Below are 15,371 nucleotides of genomic sequence, written 5' to 3'. Positions count from 1 at the left end.
GCGACACATTAGGTTATCCAGAGCTTAACTGAAAAACCCCGTGGTTGAAAATAGCTGATGTTCAGGAAATCTCTGGGATGGATTTTAAACTGGGGCTTTAAGGCAACATGAATTAGGGTTACTATAGTGCATTCTATCTTAGGATAGTTGATAGTGAATAGTTGAGAGTTGGCAGACTTGCAATCTTCTTGATCGACTATCCCTCAATTAACAGTCTTTCTAGGGTAGGGGTAAAGCTGGGATAGGAAATGGCGGCTGCTTGGGCGCGATGAATGGTGGTTTTCCCTTGAGCATTGAGGGCGGCGATCGCCAAACTCATGGCGATCCGATGGTCGGTATGGCTGTCAACTTCAGCCCCTTTAAGGGGGGTAGAGCCAATAATTTCTAAGCCGTCGGGGTGTTCGGTAATGTTGGCTCCCATACGGCTTAGTTCGGAGGCCATAACGGACAGGCGATCGCTTTCTTTAACCCGTAATTCTGCCGCGTCTTTAATCACGGTTTTTCCTTCCGCAAAGGCAGCAGCGACCGCTAAGATGGGAATTTCGTCAATTAAGCGGGGAATTAAGTCACCGCCAAATTCGCATCCATGCAGACGGCTCGATTTGACTCGTAAATCGGCTACGGGTTCACCCGTCACTATTCTTTGATTCAGAAATTCAAGATCGGCTCCCATTTGCTCTAAGACTTCTAATACTCCAGTGCGGGTAGGATTAATACCAACATTTTCAATGATCAGGTCGCTATCGGGAATGATGGCTCCTGCAACTAACCAAAAGGCTGCCGAACTAATATCTCCAGGAACAATAATCGATTGACCGGATAATTGAGCTGGCCCTACAACAGTAACCGAATGGGTTTGGGGGTCTCTTTTTACCGTTGCGCCAAAAGCGGCTAACATCCGTTCGCTATGGTCTCTAGATAGCGCCGGTTCGGTGACCGTAGTTTCTCCTTCTGCCATCAGTCCTGCCAGGAGAATACAGGATTTGACCTGGGCTGAGGCAATAGGGGAATGGTAATGAATGGGTTGGAGTTGGGTGCCTTGTACAGCTAGAGGAGCAAGGGTGTGGTTTTTACGTCCCCAAATTTGAGCGCCCATTTGTTTTAGGGGGTTAATCACTCTGGACATAGGGCGCGATCGCAAGGAACCATCTCCCGTTACACTAAACAAGCGGTCTTTATGGGAGGCTAAAATTCCCAACATCAGGCGCATTGTGGTTCCAGAGTTGCCACAATCTAAAATATCAGTTGGCTCCTGTAGTGCTCCGAGTCCTAAACCGTTAACTTTAACTTCTTCGGAGTTAAGTTTTGTAATATTTACGCCCATAGCTCGAAAACAGGCGGCGGTACTCTGGGGGTCTTCTCCAATGAGCAATCCGGCGATCGTTGTTTCTCCTTGGGCTAAACTCCCTAACATCAGCGATCGATGGGAAATCGATTTATCTCCAGGCACTTGAATCTTGCCCTGTAGCGCTACCCCAGTTTTTGGGGGTTGAACGATCAAATCTTCATCAGGGCCAATTAAATTTAAGGTAACGATCGGGGCGGTCATGGAGATAAACTAAAAATAAGTGAAAATTAAGACTCTGTAGCGCAATCATACCCTATGGTGTTACAGGCTGGTAGGGGTTCACTTCTAAATCTGTCAATTGTTGTTCTCTCTTCATGTGATATGCTCAAAAATCACCGCAAACCTGTTAGTCTGTCTTTTTCCTCGACGGATCTTCCTATTTATTCGTTTGTCGAAACTGCCGCTACGTTATACCGTAAAGATCGAGACCGCTTTCATCTGTTACTCAATGAACCAGGACTCTACGACCGTAACCCAGAAATCGATCCAACCATTCCCTTAGCCGGGCCGCCGCGATTATTATGGTTAGAGATTTCTGCTCATCGGGTAGTGATGACGATGCAGGGGAATGGCAAATTGAGTTATCGCCATTTCTGGGAACAAGGCATGTATGGATTATCTCGATATTGGCTCTCTGGAGAATCAGCCCATGAGGTAGGACAGATGCGCTTACGCAATTTTACTCACAGTTTGATTTTAACGGGGTATTCCCAACCTGAACACTTGAGAATTGAGTATGAACTGTGGTGCGAGCGCCTCAATTTAGGTCAATATGTCTTATCCTTGGATATTCATCATTAAATTCATCATTAAAAAGGCAATAGGCAATGGGTAAGGGGTCAGAAAATTCTCCAGAAGAGCTGAATTGTCGGTATGTTTGGCTTTGTCAACATGAATCTTGCACTAGGCAAGGATCGGCTCAAGTTTTAGCTGCTTTTGAAGCCTATGCGAGTGAAACACTTAAAGTAGAAGTTGTTGGGTGTCAAGGGCAGTGTAATCTGGCTCCAACGGTGCGGGTTTTACCCGATGAAACTTGGTATTGTCGGGTAAAACCAGAAGATGTGGCTGAGATTGTTGAATCCCATCTTCTGGGAGGGGAAACGGTACAGAGACTTCTGCACCCTCGTATCCATTGGCAATATCAATATTATAGTGAATAAGGGTGAATTGATAGGGCAATATCAGCCACGCTATAACGATCTTCGACAAAAAAATCATTAACCCTTAAATGATTTTCCATCCCCTCTAACACCGCATATCCTCCCTGGCATTTTTGCGCGATGGCTTCCTGAGACTCCTGTTCTTTTCCTAAAATCGAAATCCAATAGCGAGGTGTGGCAATATAAGGTTCATGGCTGTACTGTTCAAAAAACATCCACTGTAACACCTGTACTTTCTCCCTTGAAATATCGGGATATAGATTACTTCCTTGACTGAGATAGACCAAAATTGTATTCAATTCAAACCAATATTTTTCTGGCTCAATTTCAATCACTGGTATCTGTCCATAAAGTTTGATCGTTTTGACTTAAACTAACGTAATAACCGTTAATTCTGGAGGACAAAATAACCGACCAGGGGGATAAGTTCCCAATCCTCGATTCACATAAAGGCGATTGTGATTAATTTGGTACAACCCAGCAGACCATTCCCAATGCTTAACGACGCGATTGCACTTGCGTTGCAGTAAAGGGATATACTCCCGTAACCACTTAGGTGTTACCTTAATTACTCGATCTTGATAAGCGATTAATGGCCCCAATTGAGGTAACACAATTTGCCCTCCATGGGTATGACCAGATAGCTGTAAATCCACACGCCATTGTTGTAAGACTTCCGCACTATCAGGTTGATGGGACAGCACAATACGCGGTAACTTTGGATCGAGATGATCTAACACTGAAGCTGGATTGAATTCGGGTGACCAAAAATCCGGCAATCCCACCAAAGCTAATCCTTTTCCCAGAGGATAAATGACCTGATTCCACAAGACCTGAATCCCAATTTTAGTTAAGGCTTCAGTAACGATGAATTGAGTGGTCGGATAATAAAGATCGTGGTTCCCCAAAACGGCATAAATCCCTCGCCGAGACTCTAGCCGTTTTAACCGTTTGACTAGAGCATGAATGGGATCGGGTTCATGAATGACAAAATCCCCCGTCAAGACCACCAGATCGGGATTGATGCTATTGCTAGTGCGAATCGCTTCGGTTAACAGTTCCTCAGAAAGTTCCACTCCATCATAATGAAAATCAGATAATTGGGCGATCTTCAGTCCTGGTAACTGTGGGGGCAAGTCCTTGACGGTAACTGTTAGAGTCTCAACGGTTAACGGCCCAGAAAAAAATCTGTGCATAAGCGTTATCAAAAATGTATCTACTCTTGTAGCATAGCTTACTGCGATTGGCACTATAACGTTTTCCAATCCGATCCGGAAATCGGTCTATTACTTAAAAATCTATGTTAGAATTGGAACAAAACTTTAAGTTTGCTCAGTACTCAGTAGTATAGGTCTAAAATGTACAAGGATTTAAAGGTATTGTCAACACTGGAGTGAAAACTAGCATGGCTAAAGTAGCGATCTTTGGCGGCGGAGTTGCTGGAATGAGCGCCGCTCAGGAATTGATCGAGCGAGGATTTGATGTTGAAGTCTACGAACTCAGAGGGATTCCGGGAGGAAAGGCCCGAAGCATTAATGTCCCTGATAGTGCCGCTCCCGGGAAAAAACCCCTGCCGGGGGAACATGGATTTCGTTTCTTCCCAGGCTTTTATAAAAATGTCACCGACACGATGAAGCGCATTCCTTATAAGAATAATCCCAGAGGTGTTTTCGACAACTTAGTATCTGTCCCGTATCTCGCTCTTGCACAGTTAAATCATAACTTGACTATCTTGCCTGCGAGCTTCCCTCATTCCTGTTGGGATTTGCTCGAGGATATCGAGCTAATTATCGAAGCAATCGTCCAAAATCAAATCCCAAAACACGAGCTTAAATTTTTTGCCGCTCGCACTTGGCAGTTGATGACCTCTTGCCAAGAAAGGTTTATTGGAGAATACGAAAAAATCAGTTGGTGGGACTATGTTGATGCAGAAAGAATGTCTAAAGCCTATCAAGACCTCTTGGCACAGGGACTAACCACCAGCTTAGTCGCCTCTCGTCCCAAACTGGCAAATACGAAGACAGCAGGGGAAATCTACATTCAATTGCTGTTTGACTTTACCCGTATAAGCGGTGCCGATCGCGTTCTCAACGGACCGACAAATGATGTGTGGATCGACCCTTGGCTTGAGTATTTGCGCGCCAAAGGGGTGAAATACTATCTTCGCCATCGCCTGCGTCGTATTGAAGTCGCTAAAGATGATAAGGGGACGATGCGAGTTACGGGGGCGATCGTGACGGATTTGGAAACTAAAACGGACAAGCAGATCGCAGCGGACTACTATCTTGCTGCTGTCCCCGCCGATATGATGGCGGGCTTGCTCTCTAAGGAAATCCTCAAGGGCGATCCCGCCCTAGCAACAATCGAATCCTTGGGGACGAGTACAGCTTGGATGAACGGCATTCAATTTTATCTGAATCGGGATGTCGTCGATATCAAGGGACATATTCTCTATGCAGGCACACCTTGGTCTTTGACTTCCATTTCCCAGCAAGCCGTTTGGAAAAAAGAGGAATTTCCCATGGAAGGATTTGGGAAGGGCAACGTGAAGGGAATTATCTCTGCGATCGCCTCCGACTGGGGATATTTTATCAATCCCAACAATAATGAAGTTGGGGCGAACCCCGGCTCTTGTAGTCTTTATCTCGGGGATGATGGCAACAAACCCGCTCAAGTGGCTTCACCTGACCAAATCAAAAAAGAAATTTGGGACGAAATGAAAAACTCCCTAAAGAAAGATGGCAAACCGCTCCTCAAGGATGAAGATTTGCTCCCTCACGGTTGGTTTCTCGACCCCGATATTACCAATAGTTCCGAGTTGGTTGACAATCCAGAAAAACTAGAGGAAGTATTAAATCTCTATCTTCCGGATTCTTTTAAAGCACTCTTTTTGTGGATTCATCAGCACGAGCGCGATTCCGTCACCCTCGAAGAAATTGCCAATTATCTCGAGATCGACCAGTATGGAGCGCGCTTGGAAGTGAATGCATTAATCGCTAAAGGTTTTGTCGGACCTATCCCCCGACCCAAAGATTGTCCGGGGGCAAGTCCGACAGTATCCTGCACTCCTCCAAAGCCAGAGAATGAAACCCTGTGCTATTACAGCCGCCTGCGCCATGATTCCTCCGCCAATATCAACAGCGAACCCCTCATGGTCAATGTGATTGATAATTGGAATCTGCGTCCTTTGTCCTACAGCCAAATCCCCAACCTATTCCTCGCTTCGGACTATGTGCGAACGAATGTCGATCTGGCAACGATGGAAGGTGCAAACGAAGCCGCTCGCTACGCCGTCAACTCCATTATCGATGCTTCGAGGACGAAAGTCCCCTACTGTAAAGTCTGGAATCTCCGTCAACCTATCATTTATTCATTGCATCGCTGGTCAGATCGCCAACGCTATCAACAGGGCCTGCCGTGGAGTGGCAAACTCCCTTGGTATCTAAAGCCTTTGTTTCCCTTGGTTTTATTTTTGGGAATTCTAGAGATTTTGCTTTTACAGCTATGGGTGTGGCTGCAACGATTGTGTCCTTGGTTGCGTTAGTGGGTTATATGATCCGAGCTTGATTGAAAAAGCTCGGATCATAACCGGTTTATAGGGGGTGTTGCGGTGGGATTGGATTGGTCATTATAGATACATTAGAGCAGAATCAGATCTTTCCTGCCGCGCGATCGTGACTTGCTTTATCTATACATTACATTACTCTGATTTTTTATATCCTTCCATATTGAATCATGCTCAATCTGTCGCAGTATCAAATCTTGGCTACACTGTCGGAAAATATGAATACAATTGTCTATCGGGCAGTTGCGCAAACTGATGGTACTCTGGTGATTCTCAAAACCATCCGGAAAAATTATCCTTCTACGGTGGATATTGCCAGACTCAAGCACGAGTACGATATCACTCGACACCTGGAGATTTCAGGTATCGTCGCTCCCCTTACTTTAGATGAATTTCAGGAAAAACCAATTTTAGTATGGGAAGATTTTGGCGGGCGAGATCTCGCTTATTGGTCGCGCGCGAGACCTCTATCTGTCGAATGCGTTCTTTGGGTTGGATGGCAACTGGCAGAAACTTTGGCATATCTCCATCAAAAACGAGTGATTCATAAAGATATTAAACCCGAAAATATTATCTTTAACCCAGAAACCAAACAGTTAAAACTGACCGATTTCTCCATTGCCTCGTGCTTGTCTAAGGAAGCGGTGACTATAAGCAATTCCAATCTTCTCGAAGGAACCCTCACCCATATCTCTCCCGAACAAACGGGTCGGATGAACCGGGCGGTCGATTATCGCACCGATTTTTATTCCTTGGGGATTACCCTTTACGAGCTGCTCGCGGGACAGCTTCCCTTCGAGTCCGACGATCCAATGGAACTTATACATTGCCATCTGGCCAAAACTCCCCAGCCCCTTAATAGTGTAAATCCTCAAATTCCCGAAATCCTTTCGGGTGCGATCGCAAAACTCATGGCCAAAACCGCTGAAGATCGCTATCAGAGTGCCTATGGCATCAAAGCGGATCTGGAAATCTGCTGGCAGCAATGGCGGGAAAGTCAAACCGTGCGCCCCTTTATACTAGCTCGGCAAGACCGACGAGGAACCTTCTCAATCCCGCAAAAGCTCTATGGCCGGGAGTCGGAAGTACAGCAATTGCTGGCGGCCTTCGATCGCACCAGCCAAGGCACAACAGAAATGATGCTGGTAGCAGGCTATTCGGGAATCGGTAAATCGGCTCTGGTCAATGAAGTTCATAAGCCTATCGTGCGACAGCGAGGCTATTTCGTCAGCGGCAAGTTTGACCAGTTACAGCGCCATAAGCCCTATTCTTCGTTGATTCAAGCCTTTCGAGAACTGGTGCGCCAACTGCTCGCAGAAACGGATCAGCAAGTTGCCACTTGGCGCGAAAAACTAACAACTGCCCTGGGGAAAAATGGTCAAGCGATCGTGGATGTGATTCCGGAAGTCGAATCGATCGTTGGTCCCCAACCGGCTCTGTCAGTCTTGTCTACCTCCGAAGCCCAGAACCGCTTTAATCTTGTTTTTCGGGCGTTTATTGACGTATTTACTCGCCAAGAGCATCCCCTCGTTATGTTTTTGGATGACTTGCAATGGGCGGATGCCGCATCGCTGCAACTCATTCAACTGCTCGTTACGAATCCTGACGGACAATATTTGCTCGTATTGGGTGCTTATCGGGACAACGAGGTGAGTCCCACCCATCCTTTAATACGAACCCTCAGTGAGATTCAGGAGATGGGAACAAACTTAGAGACCATCGTTCTCAAACCACTAGACTCAACCCACATTACCGAGCTAGTCAGCGATACAATCGAGATGGAGCAAACGGAGATTGAATCACTCACCCAATTACTCGTCTGGAAAACCCGAGGCAATCCATTTTTCTTAACACAGCTCTTTAAATATCTCTATGTTGAAGAAGTCATTAAATTCAATCTAAAAACGGGCGAGTGGCAATGGAATGCAGAAAATTTACTCGATATTGAAATCACTGAAAATGTTGTGGATTTGATGGTAGGGGAAATCGAAAAATTACCCCTTGCCACACAAAATATCTTGCAATTAGCCGCCTGTGTGGGCAATCGGTTCGATTTGAGAATCTTGGCAATTGTCAATGAAAAGTCAGCTAAGATGGTTGCTGCCGATTTATGGGAGGCCCTTCAGTCTGGATTAGTCGTTCCTTTGAGCGATGCCTATAAAATTCCGCAAGTCGTCAAGGACTGCGAAACTTTGCAAATTGACTACAAGTTTTTGCACGATCGCGTTCAACAGGCGGCCTATTCTCTGATTCCCGAGGCAGAAAAGCAACAGGTTCATCTCAAGGTGGGTCGCTTACTTTGGCAGAGCATTCCACCAGAACAGTTAGACGAGCGTATCTTTGATATCGTTAACCCACTTAATATCGGGGCTGCTCTCATAGTCAAACCCGCCGAGCGGCTGGATTTAGCACGACTGAACTTGCAGGCTGGGTGCAAGGCCAAGGCTTCTAATGCCTACCACTCGGCGTTAGAATATCTGATGACAGGTCGGACTCTTTTACCAGAAGGGGCATGGCAAAGTGAATACGATCTGACCTTGCAACTTTATACTGAAGCCGTTGAAGTTGAATATCTACTTGCTCGGCTTGACAGCGCTCAGAGCCTTTCAGAAGTTGCTCTCGATCAGGCGCGAACCCTACTGGATAAAGTCAAAATTTATGAGCTAAAAATCCAGTTTTTCATTGCCCAAAACCAAATGTTGGAGGCGATCGAGACAACACTCCCCGTGTTGGAATTGCTAGGGTATCCGCTAGAAACCGATGCGGCACAGTTGCAATTGGTGCGTTCTCTGCCGCAGTTGGATGAATTGGCAGATTATCCGGAAATGTGCGATCCCAAGCTACTGTCCGTCCTCAAAATCCTTACCCTCATTAGTGGCCCCGTCTACCAAGCCCGCCCAGATCTGCTGCCCTATCTGACTTACAAAATCAAGAACCTCTGCTTGGAATTTGGTCACTCTTCTCTAGCAGCCTATGCCTATGGAATAATCTTGATCCCATTTGATGTTGATGTGACCTATCAATCAGGACAAATTTCATTGCGGATTCTGGAGCAATATCCCTCCGATGCACTCAAGTGCAAGGTGCATATGCTCTTTAATTGCTTTACGGGTCATTGGAAAGAACCCCATCAGCACGGGATTAAAGCTCTAGAGGAAACCGTATACATGGGTCTTGAAACTGGGGATGTAGTTTATGCAGCCTATTCTGCAATGTTTTCGTGCGGCTACATGATGCTGACGGGGATGACACTAACGGATGTGGAAAGGGCACAGCAGACTTATGTAGACCTACTCGCAAAAACAAAGCAGGATCATGCTTGGTATCCAGCGAAAACTTGGCGACAATTGACCCAAAATTTACGGGGCGAAGCACCGAATGTGCAAATCCTTGAGGGTGAATATCTCAGCCACGAGGAGGTAACATACATCGAAGCCTCACAAAATTTGATGTTGCTGTTTTTTGTATATTGTGCCGAGGTGATGTTGGCTTACCTGATGAAAGATTGGCAAACTGCTAAGACCAAGATTGCGATCGCATCCCAATACCAAACATCAGCTTATGCTTCTATGCTTGCTGGAGGGTATATTTTCTATGAAACCTTGGTACAGTTAGCCATCTATTTTGACTTATCGCCAGAGGAACAAATAACAACTTGGGAGGCTATTCAAGCAAATACGGCTCAAATCGCTAACTGGGCGAGTCACGCCCCTCACAATTATCAAAGCAAGCACGAACTGATCTTAGCCGAACAAGCACGCATTCAAGGGCGAGCTTTAGAGGCAATGGACTATTACGATCGCGCGCTCTCAAGTGCCCAAACCAATGGCTTTTTGGCAGAAATGGGCATTGCGGCCGAACGAGCCTCTGAGTTTTATCGGAGCTTGGGACGGGAAAAAATTGCCCAGCAATATTTGCTCAATGCGATCTATGGTTACGATCGCTGGGGAGCCTTGGCAAAAATCGCTGCCCTCGAGAACGATTTCCCCACGTTGCACAATAGCTCTCCTTCCCATAGCATGACCTCAAGAGATACTACCGGAACTTACAGACAGGTCTTAGACTTTGATACAATCTTTAAAGCTAATCGAGTTATTTCTGGACAAATTGTCTTAGATAGATTGCTAGTAGAGTTAATGCATATTATCCTGCAAAATGCGGGGGCACAAACTGGATGTTTGATTATTGTTAATGAAGACAATTTAGTCATTGAAGCATCAGGAAGTGTTGATTCTGAAGAGATTGTAGCCCTTCAGAACCAACCCGTAACAGAATCTAATACGGTTTGTCATGCGATCGTGAACTATGTTGCTAGAACGCAGGAAAGCTTGGTCTTAAATAATGCTTGTTATTCTGGCAATTTTACTCGAGATCCTTATATTAAAACCAATCAATCTCAATCAATTCTCTGTATACCCCTAGTCAATCAGGGTAAATTAATTAGTATGGTTTATCTAGAGAACAACTTAACTACAGGTGCTTTTACGGATGATAGAGTAAATACACTACAGGTTCTTTCAGGACAAGCGGCGATCGCTCTAGAAAATGCATATTTATACCGTAATTTAGAGCAAAAAGTAGAAAAACGAACTGCCGAACTGGCTTTAGCTAACGCAGAAATTCAAACATTAAATGAACAACTAACTTCCGAAAATCTACGCTTGAGTTCAGAAGTGGATGTCGCCAGAAAGATTCAACAGATGGTGTTACCTAAGCAAACTGAATTAGAAGTTGTGGAAAACTTGGATATTGCGGGATTTATGGAGCCTGCGGATGAAGTAGGAGGAGATTATTATGATGTATTAAAGCAAGGCGATCGCATTAAAATTAGTATCGGAGACGTAACCGGTCATGGTTTAGAAAGTGGAGTATTGATGTTAATGGCGCAAACGGTTATTCGCACTCTAGAAAATATCCAGGAAACCCATGCGATTCATTTTTTAGAAATAGTTAATCAAACCTTATATCAAAACTTGGAACGCATGAACTCTGACAAAAATATGAGTTTAGCTATTCTGAACTATGAATGTGGAGTGATTCAGGTTAGTGGTCAACATGAAGAAATTATCCTAGTTCGAGCCGATGGACAACTGGAATTGATCGATACTCTGGATTTAGGGTTCCCTATTGGTTTGGAATTGGAGATTGGTGAATTTGTTGCTCAACAAGAGATCATCTTAAATCGAGATGATATTGTTATCTTATACACAGATGGCATTACAGAAGCGGAAAATATGGAGAATGAACTTTATGGGTTAGAGCGATTAACTCAATTAGCACAACAGTATCGGCAATATTCAGCGATGCAAATTCGCGATCTGATTATTGAAGAAGTACGCCAGTTTATTGGGCAACAAAAAGTGTTTGATGATATTACTTTGGTGGTATTAAAACAACGGTAAATTTAGAGCCTTACGTTTTACCTACTAGAGAATAAATCAATCTAGTCCCGCAAAACATAGCCGACACCGCGCACCGTCTGAATTAATCGTTTTTCTTCATTAGCTTCTAACTTTAAGCGCAGATAACGAATATAAACTTCAATGATATTGGAGTCGCCCATAAAATCATAGCCCCAAACCTGTTCTAAAATCTGGTCGCGGGTGAGAACTTGGCGGGGATGCATCAGCAAATATTCTAACAAATCAAATTCTTTGGCGGTTAGCTCGATCGCCCGATCGCCGCGCTTGACTTCCCGCGACCTGCGATCTAAACTGAGATCCTCAAAGGCTAAATACTCGCGCTCCGATTTCTGCACTCGGCGAATTTGTACCCGAATCCTGGCCAATAATTCCTCAATATTAAAGGGTTTGACCAGATAATCATCCGCACCCGCATCCAATCCCGCAACGCGATCGCCAACTTCATCCTTAGCAGTCAACAAAATCACTGGGACATTCTCTCCTGTTTGGCGTAAACGGCGACATAAATCAATTCCACTTAACCCTGGTAACATCCAATCTAAAATCACTAAATCGGGTTTCAACTCTCGAATACGAGTTAATCCCGTCAACCCATCCCCCGCAACACTTACCTGGTATCCTTCGTATTGCAGTTCTAACTCCACAAAACGAGCGAGTTTTTCTTCATCTTCAATGACCAGGATATGGGAACTCATGACTGTAGACCTAATATCAATTAAAAATTCAGAAATGATATAACTAGAAACTTAACTCACCATGATACTATCGTCGATCAAGTAGGGGCGAAGATTTTTTCGCCCCTACAGATGGATGGCGATTAACCCAACCATTCTAGGTAGATGACTCTTGACTGAGGATGCGATCGCTATATTGACTCGATTTAGCTAGATAAATTCCCCCTAAAACCGTAGCAAAAGCAATCATATTAATCAACGTTAATCCTTCAGCAAAAACCATCCAAGCAATCATCGCGGCAAAAACCGGATCGAGTAACAGGAAAATTCCCACTAAACCCGAAGACAGACGCTTGAGACTATAGGCTTGTAATCCTTGTCCCACCACTTGACAAATCACCGCTAAGGCAATCACAGAGAGCCATCCCGATACTGTAATCGGAAAGAGTTGGTCTTCAGCCAATAAAACAACCGGCAGGGAGAGAATTGCGCCGACACCACAGCACCACATTAAGATTACCGTAGCGGGAAATTTGTGGCGCAGAGTTTCAATTAACATTAAATTGGCAGCAGAAAAGACAGCCGATAATAGGGCGGCAATATCTCCATTCAGATGTTCAGCGCCAACTTGGAAATCATCGAGTCCCAGGGCGATCGCCCCAATCAGAGCAATGAGTAAGCCCATTAAAAACGGCCGATCGAAGGACTCACGGAAAATGATCCAAGCCCCCAGAGTTGTAAATAAAGGCGTTAGGTTATGTAAAATGGTAGAATTGGCGACACCGGTTAGAGTCAAAGACCAAGCCCAAAAGGCCAAACATCCCCAAAACATCACCCCTGCACTGATTAACAACATCACATCCCGTCGATTGAGCGGTTCAACGTTTGGGTTGGGATCTAGAGAATCGCTGTTTTTTGAGTGTTCTAGGGCATAAACGACCCCCAAAACGATAAAGGCAATCCAAAACCGGTTGAAAATTGTAGAAAATGGGCCCAGCTCTCGTTCACTCAAGCGAATGAAAATAGCAGCGAAGGATAAACAAGCGATCGCCAAAAAGACAGCTAATAGGGCAGATACGGTGGAACTGATTTTAGGAATTTTAGGTAAATGGGGTTGAATTGAGGGTAAGGCTCTGGTAACAGACATGATCTTAGCAAGGGTTATCCTTGGAGTAACAGGAGTAGCGGAAGGAGGTTGAGTCAATTTTTTAATCCTCTCCTTCCAATTATCTTAAGATTGCGATCGGATAGCTCAGACATCATTTTTGCAATTTGTTACACAATTAAACGGCTCTTCATTGAATCATCAAACTGAGACAATAAATGACCATGGGAAATCTAACCTGCTATCCTGAAAGGTGCAAGAGATTATGCGATCGCACAGCGATGCCCAGCCTCATTGCGCAGCAATGCCCAGCCCGATCGCTAATGCGATCAGTCACAGATCGCCACCGTCCACCCGGTTGTCCAACTCCCCTGATTATTGTTATCTATTCTTAAGCCACTATTCTGGATGCCCAGAATCTCCAGACGTACTAATTAACAATTCTCCCAAATCAAGCTCAAGACGAACCCTAAACAACCCTATGGATATCTCACCCAATGCACAAGTTATTCTTCCAGAACTCGCCCAGATTTATCGAGCGCTAGAATCACAACTCAATGAAATGGATCGCCATCGTGTCCCTTCCCTGCAGGAATCTTGGCTGGAAGACGAAAACAAAACAGTTACGGCGATCGAAGACCGTTCAGACTGGAAAAAAGTGGTCGATCTGTGGAGGGAAGAAAACATGCCCTCAGAGCAAATTATCTTTATGTTCCATGAGATGATCGATCTCTGGGAACAGCTCGAAATCGTCCATTGTTGCCAAAGCCTCCTAGAACTAGACAACCTTCTGCTCGATGAAGATGAAATTCTGTGCCTTAAATGCTTATATCCCGATGGCAACCCAGAAGCAGTCACCCTTAAAGAGTTAGGTAAACTGTGGCAAAAACTCTTTCAACAATCAGATATGACTCAAGTGGGATCGTTACTCACCCTCTTTCAAGACCTGAAAGCGGAAAAAATGACCTCCATTGACCAACTACGCGATCGCCTAGAAGACATTTTAGCCGAAGAACAAGGTCATCCAGACCTAGACAACGATCCCGAAAGCCTTGCCCCCCTCTATTCTGAAGAAGAACTCGATCAGGACAAAACCCAACCTATTGACTACAACGACTATAACCCCGCTGCATTTTCTCCATCTGCCCCTACCCAGTTTCCCAGTTCCACAGGTGCCCCCTTTGAAGATATGCCCACTGTGGTTTTACCGATGCAACTGTTTAGCCTCGATTATGCGGGGGCAACGGATAAGGGGATGCAACGAGACCACAATGAAGATAGTTTTCTGATTCATACCCAACTAGAACGCATTGAAGATAAAACTGGGCGTACTATCCATGCCAAAGGCTTGTATATTCTCTGTGATGGGATGGGTGGACATGCTGGTGGAGAAGAAGCCAGTATGGTTGGAGTGAAAACCCTCAAAGAGTATTTTCAAACCCATTGGTTTGATTTACCCGATTCTGACTCTCGTCTACCTTCGACTGAATGTATTGGAGAAGGCATATTACAGGCTAATCAAGCCATCTATGACATTAATCAATCCCAAAGTCGTACCGGAAGCGGACGAATGGGAACTACCTTGGTTTTGGTCTTAATTCAGGATGTTCATGTGGCTGTTGCCCATGTGGGCGATAGTCGGTTATACATGTTTAGTCGAAAACAGGGGTTAAGCGCACTGACTCAAGACCATGATGTTGCCCAACGGGAAATTAAGCGCGGATTAGAACCTGAATTAGCCTTTGCTCGTCCCGATGCCTATCAGTTAACTCAAGCATTAGGTCCACGCCATAACGATTTTGTCAAACCGGATATTTATTGTTTTGAACTTAATCAAGATAGTCTATTGCTATTAAGCTCCGATGGACTGACGGATAATGATTTAGTAGAAAAGCATGTAGGGACGCATATTGAACCCCTAATGAGTTCTCGTGTCAATCTGGAGCGAGGAGTGAGTGATTTAATAGATTTGGCTAACGAACATAATGGTCATGACAATATTACGGTGGTTCTAGTTCGGGCCAAGGTGCGCCCTAATTTAGGCGGATTAAGCCGTTAAGTCAATATTGAATTGTTCTGTACTGTTTGAGATACGT

Annotated in this window: 10 protein-coding genes; 5 read left to right on the top strand and 5 right to left on the bottom strand. The window is 44.9% G+C overall.

Going from position 1 to position 15,371, the window contains the following annotated elements; all coding sequences use genetic code 11:
* Positions 1-196: 196 nt before the first annotated feature.
* Positions 197-1,549 carry a 3-phosphoshikimate 1-carboxyvinyltransferase gene (gene aroA, locus AC3A14_RS00310; RefSeq protein ID WP_318731259.1) on the bottom strand — a complete coding sequence of 451 codons (1,353 nt, stop codon included), beginning with the start codon at positions 1,547-1,549 and terminating at the stop codon, positions 197-199.
* 120 nt (positions 1,550-1,669) lie between these two features.
* Between aroA and AC3A14_RS00305 the strand changes: the two genes are divergently transcribed.
* Both AC3A14_RS00305 and AC3A14_RS00300 read left to right on the top strand, forming a co-directional pair.
* A complete protein-coding gene (locus AC3A14_RS00305; RefSeq protein ID WP_271936785.1) occupies positions 1,670-2,149 on the top strand; it encodes a hypothetical protein in 480 nt (159 codons plus the stop codon).
* Between the two features lie 26 nt (positions 2,150-2,175).
* The gene (locus AC3A14_RS00300) at positions 2,176-2,508 is read left to right on the top strand and encodes a (2Fe-2S) ferredoxin domain-containing protein (RefSeq protein WP_318698516.1); all 333 of its coding nucleotides are present in this window, start codon (positions 2,176-2,178) and stop codon (positions 2,506-2,508) included.
* Here the strand turns inward: AC3A14_RS00300 and AC3A14_RS00295 are convergent.
* Both AC3A14_RS00295 and AC3A14_RS00290 read right to left on the bottom strand, forming a co-directional pair.
* Positions 2,496-2,843 carry a glutathione S-transferase family protein gene (locus tag AC3A14_RS00295; protein ID WP_318698517.1) on the bottom strand — a complete coding sequence of 116 codons (348 nt, stop codon included), beginning with the start codon at positions 2,841-2,843 and terminating at the stop codon, positions 2,496-2,498. The two genes, AC3A14_RS00300 and AC3A14_RS00295, sit on opposite strands and share 13 nt — an antisense overlap.
* 33 nt (positions 2,844-2,876) lie before the next feature.
* Complete coding sequence (locus AC3A14_RS00290) at positions 2,877-3,704, bottom strand: metallophosphoesterase (protein WP_318698518.1); 828 nt, start codon at positions 3,702-3,704, stop codon at positions 2,877-2,879.
* Positions 3,705-3,913: 209 nt separating this feature from the next.
* Between AC3A14_RS00290 and AC3A14_RS00285 the strand changes: the two genes are divergently transcribed.
* Together AC3A14_RS00285 and AC3A14_RS00280 are read left to right on the top strand one after the other, a co-directional pair.
* Positions 3,914-6,052: a hydroxysqualene dehydroxylase gene (locus AC3A14_RS00285; protein ID WP_487778887.1), complete on the top strand. Its 2,139-nt coding sequence runs from the start codon at positions 3,914-3,916 to the stop codon at positions 6,050-6,052.
* 191 nt (positions 6,053-6,243) lie between these two features.
* Positions 6,244-11,475 (top strand): AAA family ATPase, encoded by a 5,232-nt coding sequence (locus tag AC3A14_RS00280; protein WP_318731260.1) that lies wholly within the window; start codon positions 6,244-6,246, stop codon positions 11,473-11,475.
* A gap of 41 nt (positions 11,476-11,516) precedes the next feature.
* Here the strand turns inward: AC3A14_RS00280 and AC3A14_RS00275 are convergent, their stop codons facing one another.
* Together AC3A14_RS00275 and AC3A14_RS00270 are read right to left on the bottom strand one after the other, a co-directional pair.
* Entirely contained in the window at positions 11,517-12,191 is a 675-nt protein-coding gene (locus AC3A14_RS00275; RefSeq protein ID WP_271936770.1) for a response regulator transcription factor, read from the bottom strand.
* 136 nt (positions 12,192-12,327) lie between these two features.
* Complete coding sequence (locus tag AC3A14_RS00270; protein ID WP_318731261.1) at positions 12,328-13,317, bottom strand: DMT family transporter; 990 nt, start codon at positions 13,315-13,317, stop codon at positions 12,328-12,330.
* Between the two features lie 439 nt (positions 13,318-13,756).
* Here AC3A14_RS00270 and AC3A14_RS00265 point away from each other — a divergent pair, with 439 nt between their 5' ends.
* Complete coding sequence (locus tag AC3A14_RS00265; RefSeq protein ID WP_318698522.1) at positions 13,757-15,334, top strand: serine/threonine phosphatase; 1,578 nt, start codon at positions 13,757-13,759, stop codon at positions 15,332-15,334.
* Positions 15,335-15,371 lie beyond the last annotated feature (37 nt).

The organism is Roseofilum sp. (assembly GCF_982964205.1).
The sequence above is the reverse complement of the archived record's forward strand: the minus strand, read 5'-3'. Positions and strand labels throughout refer to the sequence as shown.